A 14,854-nucleotide genomic window follows, 5' to 3' on the forward strand; every position below is an offset into this window, starting at 1 on the left:
GGGCTAAGAGGGCCGCTATGAGTACCCAGACAGACTATTACGAACTGCTCGAGATCGAGCGGACCGCGGATGCGGGGACGATCAAGTCGTCCTACCGCAAGCTCGCGATGAAATATCACCCGGACAAGAATGCCGGTTGCAAGGATTCGGAGGCCCAGTTCAAGGCGGTCAGCGAGGCCTATGACTGCCTCAAGGATCCCCAGAAGCGCGCGGCCTATGATCGCTTCGGCCATGCCGCGTTCCAGAATGGCGGGGGCGGCGGTCATGGCGGCGGCGCGCAGGATTTCAGCGGCTTCAGCGACATTTTCGAAAGCGTCTTCGGCGAATTTATGGGCGGCGCGCAGCGCGGCGGTGGTGGCCGATCGTCGGCACGTCGCGGCGCCGACCTGCGCTACGACATGGAAGTCAGCTTGGAAGAGGCGTTCCACGGCAAGGCGACCGAGATCACCGTCGACGTCTCGGCCGTGTGCGACACGTGCGACGGGTCGGGCGCGAAGGCCGGTACGCGTGCCAAGACCTGCCAGCATTGCGGCGGTCACGGCAAGGTCCGCGCGCAGCAGGGCTTCTTCGTGGTCGAGCGCGCCTGCCCGGTCTGCAACGGCGCGGGTCAGGTGATCGCCGATCCATGCCCCGATTGCCGCGGCGAAGGCCGGGTCGAGAAGACCAAGACGCTCAGCATCAACGTGCCACCCGGTGTCGATGAAGGCACGCGGATCCGGATGACGGGCGAGGGCGAAGCCGGCGCGCGCGGTGCACCGGCGGGCGACCTCTATATCTTCCTCCACGTCACCAAGCATAATCTGTTCGAGCGCGAAGGCACGACGCTGTTCGCGCGCGCACCGATCAGCTTCACGGTCGCGGCACTCGGCGGATCGCTGTCGATCCCCGGCCTCGACGGGCGCACGCATGAGGTGAAGATCCCGGCAGGTATCCAGTCGGGCAAGCAGCTGCGTCAGCGCGGTGCCGGCATGCCGGTGTTGCAGGGGCGTGGTCATGGCGATCTGGTCGTGCAGATCGACGTCGAGACCCCGACCCGCCTGTCGAACCGGCAGAAGGAACTGCTCGAGATGTTCCGCGAAACCGAGACCGGCGACGAATGCCCCGACAGTCAGGGGTTCTTCGCCAAGCTGAAGGGCGTCTTCGCCGCGGAATAGGCCGCGGCAGGCACCCGTTCCAGTCGGTGCTTGGATAAGAACCATAAGTTGGGGGACGAGATGCGCGGGCAGGTATTGGGTGTCGACGTCCGCACGGGCGAAGGCCTTGTGGCGGGGCAGGATGGCCAAAGGTATCGTTTCACGTCCGAGGACTGGGCGCACCGCGGCGAGCCTGTGATCGGGGAGGGGGTCGATTTCGAAACCGCTGACGACCGGGCGCTCAGCGTCTTTCCACTGCCGTCGGCGGTGGCGCCCGGTCCCAGGCGCGCCGGGCCGGCCGTGCCGTCGGCGCGTGCTACCGCGGCCAGCGATCGCAACAAATATGTTGCCGCATTCATTTCGTTCCTGATCGGAACGCTGGGCATTCACCGCTTCTATCTCGGGCGGACGGGATCGGGCATCGTGATGCTGGTCCTCAGCATCACGCTGATCGGGCTGGCGGTCACTTTCCCTTGGGCCTTTATCGACATGGTCCGATATCTGATGATGTCGGATGAGGAATTCGCCGCGCGTTATCCGCGCGTTTAGTCCTTGTGGGATGGTCCGGACGGACGCGCTGCCGTCCGGGCCGTCTCCACTAGCGTCATTTGGTGATGATGGTGACGCCGCGGGCGCTCCATTGCGACCGTGTCTCGCAGATCGTCTCGGGCAGCGTCTTGTCGACCTTCCGGCCAAGGACAGTGCGCGGCATGCAGACGCGGCTCGTATCGTCCTTGAAGACGCTGGCGGGCAGGGTGACGCTGATCGGCTTGGCGCCGGCGGCCTGCGCGGAAACGGCAGTAAACAGAAAGGTGGCGGCGCCGACGCTGGCGAGAGCGAGGGCGGGGCGGATCTTGGTGGAAGCGAGCATGTCTGGCCTTTCACGAAACCCATGCCGGTTGGCATGACGAGTGTGTCAGTGCATTAATGATGCCAAACACCTAAAGCCTTGGATCGCCGTGCTATTGCTGTTTTCGGATCCTGTGCAATTATCCCGGTAGTAGGTGAGAAATCCGGAAATCTGGTGCAGAATACGCTGTACGCTTTGGAAGCGTCCGCCCTAGCCGCGCCCCTCCTTGGAGGGGCGGGCGGGCCGATGGATCAGAGGGTGGAAATGACCACCCCGACCACCAGCGCTTGAGCCGCGATTGCCAGCATCGAGCTGGTCACGGTTTCGAACATGCGCATGGGTAGGTCTCCGATGCCGGAGTAATATCCGGCATCGGTGATATGGCGATAGTTGCGAGCTGTCGCAACTTTGTAACATGAAATCGTAATTGCGTTTCGTGCACTTTGGTGTGCTTAGCCTCTCCCCCCACCCGTCATCCTGACGAAAGTCAGGATCCAGAGTAACGCGGTGCGGCGCTGCTTGGCTCTGGATCCTGACTTTCGTCAGGATGACGAGGGGGTTAGTCTAACTCCCGCCGTCAGGCCGCGCCGAACACCCGGGCGAAGATCGTGTCGACGTGCTTGAGGTGATAGCCAAGGTCGAACTTGTCCTCGAGCTCGGCATCGCTCAGCGTCACTTCGGGATCGGCCTTGAGCAGGTCGAGCAGCGAGAGTGCGCCGTCCGAATCCCACACCTTCATCGCGTTGCGCTGGACGAGGCGATAGGCGTCCTCGCGGCTCACCCCGGCCTGCGTCAGCGCGAGGAGGACGCGCTGCGAATGGACGAGCCCGCCCATCTTGTTGAGATTCTTCTCCATCCGCGCCGGATAGACGACGAGCTTGTCCATCACCCCGGTCAGCCGCGCGAGCGCGAAGTCGAGCGTGATCGTCGCGTCGGGGCCGATATAGCGCTCGACCGACGAGTGCGAGATGTCGCGCTCATGCCATAGCGCGACATTCTCGAGCGCGGGGGTGACATAGCCACGGACCATGCGCGCGAGGCCGGTCAAATTCTCGGTCAGCACCGGGTTGCGCTTGTGCGGCATCGCCGACGAGCCCTTCTGGCCGGGCGAGAAATATTCCTCCGCCTCGAGCACTTCCGTGCGCTGGAGATGGCGGATCTCGGTTGCGAGCCGCTCGATCGAGCTGGCGATCACGCCCAATGTCGCGAAGAACATCGCATGGCGATCGCGCGGGATGACCTGGGTCGAGACGGGCTCGACCGACAGGCCGAGCTTGCCCGCGACATAGTCCTCGACGAACGGGTCGATGTTGGCGAACGTGCCCACCGCGCCAGAGATCGCGCAGGTCGCGACGTCGGCGCGCGCCGCCACCAGTCGGGCGCGGTTGCGCGCGAACTCGGCATGCGCCTGCGCCATCTTCAGGCCGAAGGTGACGGGCTCGGCGTGGATGCCGTGGCTGCGGCCGATCGTCGGCGTCATCTTGTGCTCGCGCGCGCGGCGTTCGAGCACGACCAGCAGCGCGTCGAGGTCGGCGATCAGGATGTCGCTCGCCTTGGCCAGCTGGACCGCGAGGCAGGTGTCGAGCACGTCGGACGAGGTCATGCCCTGATGCATGAAGCGCGCCTCGGGGCCGACATGCTCGGCGACGTTGGTCAGGAAGGCGATGACGTCATGCTTGGTCTCGCGCTCGATCTCGTCGATCCGGTCGACTTCGAACGCTCCCTTTTCCCAGATCGCGGCCGCGGCCTCTTTCGGCACGACGCCGAGTTCGGCGAGCGCGTCGGTGGCGTGCGCCTCGATTTCGAACCAGATCTTGAAGCGCGCTTCGGGCGTCCAGATCGCGACCATGTCGGGGCGGGAATAGCGGGGGACCATCGGGATTTCCTGTGGCTAGGGAAAGGAGGCGCGACGCGCGCCCCGGCGGGACCCACGGCGGCAATCGGTCGCGCGGTAGCAGGCCGGACGGCAAGGTTCAAACCCAACCCCGGGGGGATCGGGCGACGCCGACGGAACCCTGCGCGGCAGTCATGCATTGGTGTCGCCTACTATCCGACCGAACGACCTTCGCGACTGGAAAGTCGCCACCTAGGTCGCAGCAGGAGAGAAGACATGCTGAAATTTACTCTACTTATCGGTGCGATCGCGCTTGCGACGCCGACATCCGCGCAGACCATGCCCGGCGGGGCGCCCAACTCATCGACGCAGCCCATGGCGCAGACGGAATCTTCGCCGCAGTCGCCGTCACCTTCGACGATGCAGGGCAATCCTGCGGGAGCGACTGCGCAGCAGCCGGTGACGGGGGCGCAGGTGGCGCAGGTCGTCGATGCGGAATTTCCGGGATATGACAAGAATGGCGACAATCTGCTGAGCACATCCGAATTCGGCGCCTGGATGGTCGCCTTGAAGACGCAGTCGGACCCGACCACGGTCGCGGCCGCGCCCGAGACGCGCAAATGGGTCGATGGAGCGTTCGCGCAGGCGGATGCCGACAAGAACAAGATGCTGACCAAGGCCGAGCTGACCAAATTCCTGACCCAGGCCGGCTGAACCAAACGCGCGGGAGGACCCTCGCGACCTCAAGGCCGCCGGCTGACCCCGGCGGCCTTTTCGTGTCATGCGTCCGTCAGATCAGTCCCTGCGCGCGGAGGCTTACGTGGCCGGCAGTGCCGATAATGATGTGGTCGTGCACGGCGACCCCCAGCCGTTTGCCCGCCTCCGCGATCGTGCGGGTGATCTCGATGTCCGCGCGACTGGGGGAGGGGTCGCCGCTGGGATGGTTGTGGACGAGGATGATCGAGGCCGAGCCGAGATCGATCGCGCGGCGGATCACCTCGCGGACATAGACCGCGGCCTGGTCGATCGAACCCTCGCTCATCACCTCGTCGCGGATCAGCATGTTACGCGTGTTGAGATGCAGCACGCGGAACCGTTCGATGACGTGGTGCGCCATGTCCGCGCGCAGATAGTCGAGCAGCGCCTGCCAGTTGGCGAGCACCGGCCGCTCGCCGACACGCGCCTGTAACAGACGAAGCGCGGCGGCGTGCGCGATCTTGACTGCGGCGGTCGAAATCTCGCCCATGCCATCGACGCGCGCCAGCGCCGCCGGATCGGCGGTCAGCACGCCGCCGATCCCGCCGAATTCGCGCATCAGCGCCTTGGCGAGCGCCTTGGTGTCGGCACGGGGAATCGCGACGGCGAGGAGATATTCGATCAGCTCGTGATCAAGCAGCGCCTCTCCGCCACCCTCGAACAGCCGCTTGCGCAGCCGCGCCCGGTGCCCCTTGCGCTCGTCGGCTATATCGTCTGCCCCCGCCATGGCCGGATGCTAGCACATCCAGCCGCAATTGCATGACGCCCCCGCTACCGCCTATGCAGGCCGGGAAAGCGTGACGGAGTAAGCGGTTGACGGAGACGAGCGAGACAGGGCCCGACCCTCGCCGTCACGCGCCGGCCCGCCGTCGCGGCGGACTTGCGCGGATTCAGCGAATCGTGCTGGTCGTAGCACTCGTCCTGCTCGCCCTGCTCATCGGAGTCTGGGTACTCCGCAAGCAGATCGCTACGGGCTTCATCGACCGCGAACTCGCGCGGGCCGAGGTGCCTGCGCGCTACGAGATCGCCGACCTGGCGCTTGGCGGGCAAAGGCTGACCAATGTCGTGCTCGGCGATCCGGCAGATCCCGATCTGGTCGCAGACTGGGTCGAGACGCGGACCGGGATCGGGCTGTCGGGACCGTATCTGGAGGCGGTGCGCGCAGGGCGGGTGCGGCTGCGCGGGCGGCTGGTCGACGGGCGGTTGTCGCTGGGGGCGATCGACCGCCTTCTGCCCGCCCCCTCGGGCAAGCCGTTCGCGCTGCCCGCGCTCGACGCGACCGTCGACGATGCGCGGATGCGGCTGGAGACGCCTTACGGGCTGGTCGGGTTGAAACTCACCGGGACGGGGAAGCTCGATGACGGTTTCAGGGGCTCGCTTGTTGCGGTCAGCGACCGGCTGAGCGTCGGCGGCTGTACGGGCGATCGCCTTGCCGCGACGGTCCGCGTGCGGATCGATGCGGCGAAACCGATCCTGAAGGGCCCGGTGCGGCTAGGGCAGCTGACGTGCGGCGATCCGCGCGCGGACAGCGTCGCCGCGACGCTCGACCTGACGCTCGGTGCGGCGCTCGATCGCTGGCAGGGGCGGGCCGCGCTGGCGACCGGGTCGGCCGTCCTGCCCGGAGCGACGTTCGCCGCGGCCAAGGGCGACGTCGACTTCGCGGGCACTGCCGCGGGAACCTCGGGCATGGCGGATATCGCAGCGGATACCGTGCGGACGGCCGAGGGCCGCGCACGCCGCGTGGCGATCACAGGATCCTACCGGTTCGGCGAGACGATCGCGTTCGAGGGCCGCGTTCGCGCGGCGGGTGCCGCGGTGGCCCCACGCCGGCTTGCCGGGGTGGAGGCGTTGCAGGGATCGGCAGCAGGGTCGCCGGTCGCGCCCCTCATGGACGCAGCGGTGCAGGCCGTAACGCGGGCCGCAAAGGGCTTTGCCGCCGATGCGGTGATCGCCGTTCAGCAGCGCGGCGGGCGCGGCGAGGCCGTGCTGTCACGCCTCGCGCTCGCTTCGGCGAGCGGCGCGAGGATTTTGCTTGATGGCGGGGAGGGGCTCCGGTTCGCATGGCCTGGACGCGGTGCGTCTGGCGGAGGCGTCACGCTTGATACGACTCTTGCGACGCGGGGTGGCGGGTTGCCGCAGGCGCGCATCGCGCTCGCCCAGGCCCGGCCGGGTGCGCCCGTCCGTGGCGTCGCGACGGTCGCGCCTTATGTCGTGGACGGCGCGCGGCTGGCGGTGACCCCGGTGCGGTTCAGCGCGACGCCCGGCGGGGCGACCGCGATCACGACGCAGGTGACACTCGACGGTCCGATCGGCAGCAGCGGCAAGGACCGGGTCGAAGGCCTGTCGATGCCGATCGATGCCCGCTGGGACGGGAAAACGCGGCTCGTCGTGAACACTGGCTGCACGCCGCTTGCGGTGCAGCGGCTGGCGGTGTCGGGACTGGTGCTCGACCCCGCGCGGCTGTCGCTGTGTCCGATCGACGGAGCGCTGGTGCAGATCGATCGCGGACGTCTGCGCGGTGGTGCGCGGATTGCGGCGGCAGCGCTGTCGGGCCGGCTGGGGCGGACGCCGCTGACGCTGAACGCGAGCGGCGCGACGCTGCGGCTGGCCGACCGGGGCTTTGCGATCGACGGCGTGCAGACCCGGATCGGCGCGCCCGAGCGGGTCACGCGGCTGGACTTCGCGACGATCACCGGGCGGATGACGACGCAGGGAATCGCCGGCGCGTTCACCGGCGGGGCAGGGCAGATCGGCAATGTGCCGCTGCTGCTGAACGAGGCGGCGGGCGACTGGACGCTGATCGGCGGTGCGCTGGCGCTCGACGGCACGATGGGTGTCAGCGACGCCGCCGCCACCGCGCGGTTCAAGCCGGTCGCGGCGCGCGGCGTGACGCTGTCGCTGGTCGGCGGCACGATCACCGCGGCGGGGACGCTGTACGAACCGGTCAGCAGCACCAAGGTCGCCGACGTCACGCTGGTCCATGCACTGAGCACGGGCATCGGCCGCGCCGACCTGCTGGTACCGGGGATCGTGTTCGCCAAGGACGCGCTGCAACCCGAGGCGCTGACGCCATTGACGTTCGGCGTGATCGCCGACGTCAACGGTTCGGTCAGCGGCGACGGGCACATCGCGTGGACCCCTGACGGCGTAACGAGCACCGGGGTGTTCCGAACCGCGGGCACCGACCTTGCCGCCGCGTTCGGCCCGGTGACCGGGATCGCGACCGAGATCCGCTTCACCGACCTGCTCAATCTGCAAAGCGCACCGGGGCAGGTCGCGACGATCCGGACGCTCAACCCCGGCATTCCGGTCAGCGACGGGACGGTCCGTTATCAGACCCTGCCGGGCGCGCGTGTGCGGGTCGAGGGCGGGGCGTGGCCGTTTGCGGGCGGATCGCTGACGCTCGACCAGACGCTGCTCGATTTCTCCGCGCAGAGCGAGCGGCGGATGACGTTCCACATCGCCAACATGGCCGCCGACCAGTTCCTGCAGCAGTTCGATTTCAAGAATCTCGACGCGACCGGCATATTCGACGGCGTGCTGCCGATGATCTTCGACGAGACGGGCGGTCGGATCGAGGGCGGCGACCTGCGCGTCCGGCCGGGCGGAGGGACGCTCGCCTATGTCGGCGATCTCAGCCAGAAGGATCTCGGCATCTGGGCGAACATCGCCTTCCAGGCGCTCAAGTCGCTGCGCTATCAGTCGCTCCGCGTGGGCATGAACGGGCCGCTCGCGGGCGAGATGGTGACCGACGTGCGCTTTGCCGGGATCAGCCAGGGCGAGGGGGCGAAGTCGAACTTCATCGTCCGCCGGCTGCAGAAGCTGCCCTTCGTGTTCAACATCCGGATCAAGGCGCCGTTTCGCGGGCTGCTCGATTCGGCGCAGAGCTTCTATGATCCGAAGCGGCTGATCGAACGCAACCTGCCCGCGCTGATCCAGCAGCAGTCCGCGCCGCCATCCCCCGGGCCTGCCGTTCCCGCAGCCCCATCCATTCAGCCCGCCGAAAGCAGGATCGTGCCATGACCGAAACAGGATTGAACAAGCTGGAGCAAAGACCGATCTTGCACAGGATGAGGACGATCGTCTTTCTGGTCACGACCGCCGCCGCCCTGCCGGGCTGCATCAACGTGTCGGCGCCGGACAAGCCGATCGAGATCAACCTCAACATCAATGTGACGCAGGAAGTGGTCTATCGTCTCGATGGCGAGGCGAAATCGCTGATCCAGCAGAATCCGGGGATATTCTGAGATGAAGATCAAGGCTTTGACGATGATCGCGGCGGTGGCTGTGCTTGGCGGCCTGTCGGTTGCCGCGTCGGCGCAGCGTGACCCCGCCTATGCCGCGGCGCGCGCGGGCGGCGAGGTCGGCGAGCAGCCCGACGGCTATCTCGGGCTGGTCGGCGCGGCGAGCGGCGATTTGCGCGCGCTGGTCAACAGCATCAACATCCAGCGCAAGTCGGCCTATACCGCCAAGGCGCAGGCGAGCGGCGCGACGGTCGAGCAGCTGGCGTTCACCAGCGGTTGCAACCTGATCGCGGGGACCAATCCGGGCGAGAAGTACAAGACGCCGGGTGGTGTGTGGAAGACGCGCACCGCCGCCGCGCCGGAGCGTGATTCGCGCTGCGTCTGAGCATGCCGTCCTGATGCCCTCCGTCATCCTGGGCTCGACCTAGGATCCAGAGCTGTACACGGTCCGCCTGCAGCTCTGGATCCTGACTTTCGTCAGGATGACGGATGGGACAGGGCGTAACGCGCCCCGCAGTCACCACATTGATGACGATACTGTCACACCGGTTGACTTGGCCCCCCCCCTTTTCTAAACGGACCGCGCCTTGGCGGGATCGCTCGTCGCTGCGTATATCTCCCCGGTGTCGTATCAGGTGGAGAGCATGTCGTGGCGGAGATCGAACCCGGACAGGACCCCTACGGTGTTGAAGATCCGCGACTTTCCGCGCTCGATGAGCGATTGAGGGAGGTCAAGGCTCGGGAGACGCTGAAAAAGGGGCAGGGAGGGCCGGATGCCGAGCGGGGTTACTCGCAGGGCAATCGGGTCATCTCCGCCCTGATCGGGAGTCTCGTCGGCAGTGCGCTGATCGGATGGTTGATAGACCATTGGGTCGGCACTGGGCCTTGGGGTCTGATCGTGTTGCTGTTCCTCGGAATTGCGGTTGCGTTCAGGCAAATCATTCGAATTTCAGGCGAACGCCCGGAGTAGCCGGGCGTTTGTCGTTTCAAGACGGCAGGGATTCCACGTGGCGGCAGAACAGGGCGGCAAGATCGATCCGATGCACCAGTTCCTGATCGAGCCGGCGTTCGGCTCGCACTGGATCGTAGGTGGTTACGACCTGTCCTTCACCAATTCCGCGATGTGGATGGTGGTGACTTTGGTCGCACTTTGGGCCTTCATGATCGGCGGGATGAAGCGCGAGCTCGTTCCCGGTCGCTGGCAGGCCGCGGTCGAGGGCTTTACGGGCTTCATCTCGGGCATGCTCGAGCAGAATGTCGGGCCCGGCGGCAAGCGCTTCATTCCTTACGTCTTCTCGCTGTTCATGTTCATCCTGTTCGCGAACATCATCGGCCTGCTGCCGTTCGGTATCGTGCCGGGCGTTCACCCGTTCACCGTGACCAGCCACATGACCGTCACCGGCGTGCTGGCGCTGATCAGCTTTGCGATCGTCCTGATCGTCGGCTTCGGCAAGCACGGCTTCCACTTCTTCTCGCTGTTCGTGCCGAGCGGCACGCCCGCGCTGATGATCCCGTTGATCTTCGTCGTTGAGCTGATGTCGTTCCTGGTGCGTCCGTTCTCGCTGGGTCTGCGACTGTTCGTGGCGATGACCGCGGGGCATATCCTGCTGAAGGTGCTGGCGGCTTTCGTGATCAACGGCATCAACCTGGGCGGCGTCTATATCGGTCTGGTGACCGCGCCGAGCATGCTGCTGATGATCGGCATCACGCTGCTCGAGCTGCTGGTCGCCGCGATCCAGGCCTATGTGTTCGCGCTGCTGACGTCGGTCTATCTGAACGACGCCGTGAACCTTCACTAAGTTTTCTTTCGAACCACTACTGATTTTCCAAGGGAGTTTTAACATGGACGTCAACGCAGCAAAGATGATCGGTGCCGGCCTCGCAGCGATCGGCATGGGCCTCGCCGCACTCGGCGTGGGTAACGTCTTCGCTCAGTTCCTCGCTGGCGCGCTGCGCAACCCGGGCGCTGCAGACAGCCAGCAGGGCCGTCTGTTCATCGGCTTCGCGGCTGCCGAGCTTCTCGGTCTGCTCGCATTCGTCACGATGATCATCCTGGTGTTCGTCGCCTAACATGCGCTGATCTGGCCGGGCGATATCCCGTCCGGCCGTATCACGAAGGACTGCCATGCCCCAGATTGCCCAGATAGCCGCCACCTACGCTTCACAGATCTTCTGGCTGCTCCTCACCTTCGGGATCCTGTATTTCGGGATCGGCAAGGGGATGGTGCCTAAGATCGTGTCGACCGTGGACGCGCGTGAAGGCCGAATCGCGGGCGATCTGGCAGCGGCAGTCGCTGCACGGGCGCAGGCCGATACGGTCCAGGCGACCTGGCAGGCCGAAATGGATGCGGCCCGCGTTGCGGCGCAGGCCGAGACCGCGGCCGCGGCCAAGCGAGCGGCAATGGCCTTCGAGCAGCAGGTCCATGCGGCCGATGCCGACATCGCCGAGCGTCTGGGTCATCACGATCTCGCCGTGGCGAATGCGAAGGCGCAGGCCCTCGCCAATCTTCAGAATGTCGCAGCCGAAGCGGCACAGCAACTGGCCGACAAGGTCGCCGGACTTCAGGTGAGCCTGGACTCGGCGAGCGATGCGGTACGCAGGACGATGGCTCATGGCTAATACCCCCGCCGCCAACCCGGACGCACCGGCCAAGGTGATCTCGGCCGAGGGCATGGCGCCCGAAGGCTCGATCGACAATCAGGGGTTGCAGGGTCACACCGTCGCGCCTGGGACCGTCGAGCATGTCGTCGACCCGACCGCGCTCGGCGTCAACTCGACCGGCTGGGTCGCGATCGCGATGATCATCGTCCTGGCGCTGATGGTGTGGAAGAAGGTCCCCGGCATGATCGGGCGGTCGCTCGACGCCAAGATCGCCGGGATCCGCACGCAGCTCGACGAGGCCAAGGCGCTGCGCGCCGAAGCCGAGGCGATCCGTGCGGAGTATGAGGCCAAGGCCAAGACCGCGCATCTCGAAGCCGAAGCGATGAAGGCGCATGCGCATACCGAAGCCGCGGCGATCATCGCCAAGGCCAAGGCGGGTGCCGAGGATTTGATGACGCGTCGCGCCAAAATGGCGGAGGACAAGATTGCCGCCGCAGAGCGCGCCGCGATCGCCGAGGTCCGTGCGCGGGCCGCTGACGCCGCTGCCAAGGCCGCCGGTATCCTGATCGCCGAGCATCACGATGCCGCCGCCGACCGCGCGATGGTCGATCGGTCGATCTCGGGGCTTGGCCGCCTGAACTAATCGCCTGTTCCCCCGCGAAAGCGGGGGCAGGTTCCCACGACACGGCGCCCGCAACTCTGGACCCCCGCTTCGACGGGGGAACGGTCGTTCGCTCGGCGCCTTTTTCGTTTTTCACAGGCGGCCGTCTCTTCCCGGGTTTCCGGCGGCTGCGTCTCCAATCTGAGCCCGTTGGAGATACCCTTATGTCCTGGCTCATCCTCGGCGTTGCCGTGATCACCGAAATCACCTGGGCGCTCAGCCTCAAATGGGCAGCGACCGTTGCCACGTGGCAGGCGTCTTCGGTTCCGATCGTGTTGAGCTTCGTCAACATGGGCCTGCTCGCGCTCGCTATGCGCGGGCTGCCGGCGGGTACGGCGTATGCGATCTGGACCGGCGCTGGGGCGATCGGCGTGATCATCGGTGGCGTGATTCTTTTCGGCGACAAGGTCAGCGGGGTCCAGGCGTGTTTCATGGCACTGACCGTAGTCGGTATCGTCGGCACCAAGGTGTTCGCACAGACCTGAGCTTCTGCCTTTGCCCGCAGGGCGTTCAGAAGGTTCGTTCACGCGAAGGCGCTATGGCGCGAAGAGAAGGATGGTTCACGCGGAGACGCGGAGACGCGGAGGTGCTGCATGCCGGGCTGGCGTCTTGGCCAGTGCCGGGTGAGTTTAAGCCTTCGGCGATTTGAGAACGGGCGCCGCTCTCCCCCAATCTTCTCTCCGCGCCTCCGCGTCTCCGCGTGAACATCACTGTCCTCGGCTGGCATAACCCCCTCCGACTCCCTAGATTCCCCAGCGATGTCCTCCCCCAATTCCCCAGACCGTTTCAACGAAGACAAATCCACCTTCGCCGTCCGCGGCGGCGGCGAGGCGCCCGATCTTGCGGCGGGTGTCGCGGCGATCCGCAACGTGCTCGACACGCTGCCGATCCGCCCCGGCGTCTACCGGATGCAGGATGCGCGCGGCGACGTGCTCTATGTCGGCAAGGCGCGGGCGCTCAGGAACCGTGTCGCCAACTATGTCCAGGTCGAACGGCTCACCAAGCGCCTCCAGCGGATGGTGTCGCAGACCCGGTCGATGACGATCGTCACGACCAACAACGAGGCCGAGGCGCTGCTGCTCGAATCGCAGCTCATCAAGCGCTATCGCCCCGCGTACAACGTGCTGCTGCGCGACGATAAGAGCTTCCCTTTCATCCTGCTGCGCGACGACCATGAGTTCCCGCGCGTCCAGAAACACCGCGGCGCCCGGCGCGCGAAGGGCAATTACTACGGCCCGTTTGCCAGCGCCGGATCGGTCAACAACACGCTCAACGCGCTCCAGAAGCTGTTCCTGTTGCGCAGCTGCACCGACAGCTTCTTCAAGACCCGCGACCGGCCGTGCCTGCTCTACCAGATCAAGCGCTGCTCCGCGCCGTGCGTCGGCCGGATCGACGAGGGCGCGTACAAGGAACTGGTCGAGGACGCGAAGAGCTTCCTCGCGGGCAAGTCGACCGGCGTGCAGGCCAAGCTCGGCGCGCAGATGCAGGCTGCCGCCGAAAACATGGACTTCGAACTCGCCGCGCTGCTGCGCGACCGGCTGAAGGCGCTGACGTTCATCCAGGGCACGCAGGCGATCAACGCGGAAGGGGTGGGCGACGCCGACATCTTCGCGATGGCGTGCAAGGACGGGCTGATCGGCATCCAGGCCTTCTTCATCCGCGGCGGCCAGAATTGGGGGCATCGCAGCTTCTTCCCGCAGCACACCAACGACGTGCCCGAGGACGAGGTGCTGACCAGCTTCCTCGGCCAGTTCTACGAGGACGTGCCTCCCGCACGCCAGATCCTGCTCGACCGCGAGCTTCCCGAAGGCGCGCTGCTGGTCGAGGCGCTGGGCGAGCGCGCGGGCTACAAGGTTGCGGTGCAGGTGCCGCAGCGCGGCGATCGCCGTCGCCTGATGGACCAGGCCAAGCGCAATGCGGTCGAGGCGATCGAGCGACGTCAGGCCGAGTCGACGACGCAGGCCAAGCTGCTGCGCGAGGTCGCCGACCTGTTCGACCTGGCCGAGCCGCCGCAGCGCATCGAGATCTACGACAACAGCCATATCCAGGGCACTGCCGCGACCGGCGCGATGGTGGTCGCCGGCCCCGAAGGCTTCCGCAAGGGCCAGTATCGCAAGTTCAACATCAAGAACAAGGAGACCATCCCGGGCGACGATTTCGGGATGATGCGTGAGGTCTTCACCCGGCGGTTCGCGCGCGCGCAGGCCGAGGATCCCGATCGCGACTCGGGCGAATGGCCTGACCTGGTGCTGATCGACGGCGGCAAGGGGCAGCTCAATACGGTGAAGGCCGCGCTCGAGGAGCTAGGCGTCGAGGACGTGTGCCTCGTCGGGATCGCGAAGGGGCCGCAGCATGGCCGTGACGGGCGCGAGGTATTCCACATGCTCGACGGCCGCGAATTCCAGCTGCCCGTCAACGCGCCGGTGCTGTTCTACCTCCAGCGCTTACGTGACGAGGTCCACCGCTTCGCGATCGGCGTCCACCGCGACAAGCGCAGCAAGGCGATCGGCGCGAGCCCGCTCGACGAGGTCCCCGGCATCGGCCCGGCGCGCAAGAAGGCGCTGCTGATGCATTTTGGCACCGGCCGCGCGGTCCGCAACGCCAGCCTGCAGGATCTGCAGCAGGCGCCGGGCGTGTCCGCAGCGGTCGCACAGCAGGTGTACGACTTTTACCATTCAAGATAATTCAGTTTAATAATGTTGATCAATCTTCGGCTGAGGCCGATAGATTGCGGAGGTCGGGTCACGCCTGTCTCGTAGGCGGAAACCTTATCT

General features: G+C 66.2%; 16 protein-coding genes. 13 read left to right on the plus strand and 3 right to left on the minus strand.

What is annotated here, in order from left to right; translation table 11 throughout:
* Positions 1-17 precede the first annotated feature (17 nt).
* Both dnaJ and ASE89_RS16990 read left to right on the plus strand, forming a co-directional pair.
* Positions 18-1,154: a molecular chaperone DnaJ gene (dnaJ, locus tag ASE89_RS16985; RefSeq protein ID WP_056680090.1), complete on the plus strand. Its 1,137-nt coding sequence runs from the start codon at positions 18-20 to the stop codon at positions 1,152-1,154.
* 60 nt (positions 1,155-1,214) lie between these two features.
* Entirely contained in the window at positions 1,215-1,682 is a 468-nt protein-coding gene (locus tag ASE89_RS16990) for a TM2 domain-containing protein (protein WP_056680093.1), read from the plus strand.
* Positions 1,683-1,737: 55 nt separating this feature from the next.
* Here the strand turns inward: ASE89_RS16990 and ASE89_RS16995 are convergent, their stop codons facing one another.
* Together ASE89_RS16995 and purB are read right to left on the minus strand one after the other, a co-directional pair.
* On the minus strand, positions 1,738-2,004 hold the full coding sequence (locus ASE89_RS16995) for a hypothetical protein (protein WP_056680096.1): 267 nt from the start codon (positions 2,002-2,004) through the stop codon (positions 1,738-1,740).
* A 556-nt stretch (positions 2,005-2,560) separates the two neighbouring features.
* Positions 2,561-3,859 (minus strand): adenylosuccinate lyase, encoded by a 1,299-nt coding sequence (gene purB, locus ASE89_RS17000; protein WP_031441496.1) that lies wholly within the window; start codon positions 3,857-3,859, stop codon positions 2,561-2,563.
* Positions 3,860-4,093: 234 nt separating this feature from the next.
* Between purB and ASE89_RS17005 the strand changes: the two genes are divergently transcribed.
* Positions 4,094-4,531: an EF-hand domain-containing protein gene (locus tag ASE89_RS17005; RefSeq protein ID WP_156363529.1), complete on the plus strand. Its 438-nt coding sequence runs from the start codon at positions 4,094-4,096 to the stop codon at positions 4,529-4,531.
* 76 nt (positions 4,532-4,607) lie between these two features.
* On the opposite strand, the gene radC is transcribed toward ASE89_RS17005, so the two are convergent.
* Positions 4,608-5,300 (minus strand): RadC family protein, encoded by a 693-nt coding sequence (gene radC / locus ASE89_RS17010; protein ID WP_056680102.1) that lies wholly within the window; start codon positions 5,298-5,300, stop codon positions 4,608-4,610.
* 173 nt (positions 5,301-5,473) lie between these two features.
* Between radC and ASE89_RS17015 the strand changes: the two genes are divergently transcribed.
* The 10 genes from ASE89_RS17015 (at position 5,474) to uvrC (ending at position 14,764) form a co-directional block, all read left to right on the plus strand.
* On the plus strand, positions 5,474-8,596 hold the full coding sequence (locus tag ASE89_RS17015; RefSeq protein WP_236701845.1) for a YdbH domain-containing protein: 3,123 nt from the start codon (positions 5,474-5,476) through the stop codon (positions 8,594-8,596).
* A gap of 47 nt (positions 8,597-8,643) precedes the next feature.
* A complete protein-coding gene (locus ASE89_RS20035) occupies positions 8,644-8,820 on the plus strand; it encodes a YnbE family lipoprotein (protein ID WP_081874129.1) in 177 nt (58 codons plus the stop codon).
* Position 8,821: 1 nt separating this feature from the next.
* The gene (locus ASE89_RS17020; RefSeq protein WP_031439562.1) at positions 8,822-9,202 is read left to right on the plus strand and encodes a YdbL family protein; all 381 of its coding nucleotides are present in this window, start codon (positions 8,822-8,824) and stop codon (positions 9,200-9,202) included.
* A gap of 264 nt (positions 9,203-9,466) precedes the next feature.
* Positions 9,467-9,787, plus strand: a complete 321-nt coding sequence (locus tag ASE89_RS17025) for an AtpZ/AtpI family protein (RefSeq protein WP_031394298.1) — start codon at positions 9,467-9,469, stop codon at positions 9,785-9,787.
* Between the two features lie 70 nt (positions 9,788-9,857).
* Complete coding sequence (locus tag ASE89_RS17030; protein ID WP_037529996.1) at positions 9,858-10,616, plus strand: F0F1 ATP synthase subunit A; 759 nt, start codon at positions 9,858-9,860, stop codon at positions 10,614-10,616.
* Positions 10,617-10,659: 43 nt separating this feature from the next.
* Positions 10,660-10,887 (plus strand): F0F1 ATP synthase subunit C, encoded by a 228-nt coding sequence (locus ASE89_RS17035; protein ID WP_031394300.1) that lies wholly within the window; start codon positions 10,660-10,662, stop codon positions 10,885-10,887.
* Between the two features lie 55 nt (positions 10,888-10,942).
* On the plus strand, positions 10,943-11,437 hold the full coding sequence (locus ASE89_RS17040) for a F0F1 ATP synthase subunit B family protein (protein WP_056680109.1): 495 nt from the start codon (positions 10,943-10,945) through the stop codon (positions 11,435-11,437).
* Entirely contained in the window at positions 11,430-12,062 is a 633-nt protein-coding gene (locus tag ASE89_RS17045; RefSeq protein ID WP_037529993.1) for a F0F1 ATP synthase subunit B family protein, read from the plus strand. The genes ASE89_RS17040 and ASE89_RS17045 overlap by 8 nt, the downstream gene beginning before the upstream one ends.
* A gap of 182 nt (positions 12,063-12,244) precedes the next feature.
* Positions 12,245-12,565, plus strand: a complete 321-nt coding sequence (locus ASE89_RS17050) for a DMT family transporter (protein WP_056680112.1) — start codon at positions 12,245-12,247, stop codon at positions 12,563-12,565.
* Positions 12,566-12,838: 273 nt separating this feature from the next.
* On the plus strand, positions 12,839-14,764 hold the full coding sequence (gene uvrC, locus ASE89_RS17055; protein WP_056680115.1) for an excinuclease ABC subunit UvrC: 1,926 nt from the start codon (positions 12,839-12,841) through the stop codon (positions 14,762-14,764).
* Positions 14,765-14,854: the final 90 nt, after the last annotated feature.

This window comes from Sphingomonas sp. Leaf30, assembly GCF_001422525.1.
GTDB lineage: Bacteria > Pseudomonadota > Alphaproteobacteria > Sphingomonadales > Sphingomonadaceae > Sphingomonas > Sphingomonas aerolata.